This is a genomic window from Kitasatospora sp. SC0581 (assembly GCF_048159585.1).
Classification (GTDB): Bacteria; Actinomycetota; Actinomycetes; order Streptomycetales; family Streptomycetaceae; genus Kitasatospora.
In genome coordinates, this window is sequence record NZ_JBLRWA010000212.1 from 1 (window position 1) to 376 (window position 376).

At 41.5% G+C, this 376-nt stretch carries 1 pseudogene; it reads right to left on the reverse strand.

The window, feature by feature from the left end:
• Nucleotides 1–376: pseudogene (locus ACLWS4_RS37825) on the reverse strand (6-phospho-alpha-glucosidase); the annotation flags it as partial.

Consider the following 376-nt stretch of genomic DNA (forward strand, 5'->3'; position numbering starts at 1 on the left):
TGTAGCTACAGCCACGATTGCAGCCGGGTTTGAGTAATTCAACATCCAGGCATTTGGAGAATATTTTTCCATATAGTCAATAAGCTCTAAAACGCCTCCGATGGACCTTAAACCGTAAGCAATTCCTCCAGGCCCTGTTGTTTCTTGACCCACAACCCCGTGTTTCAATGGAATTTTTTCATCTTTTTCGCGCATTTCATATTTTCCAACCCTGATTTGTGCCATTACAAAATCGACATCTGTAAACCCTTCTGCAGGATCGGTTGTTGCCAAAAATTCTATTTCTGGGGCCCTTTCTTTAATCATGATGGCGCAAGCATCCGCAATTTTTTGCTGCCGCTCTCCGTCATTATCATAAAACTTTAAACTTCTAATT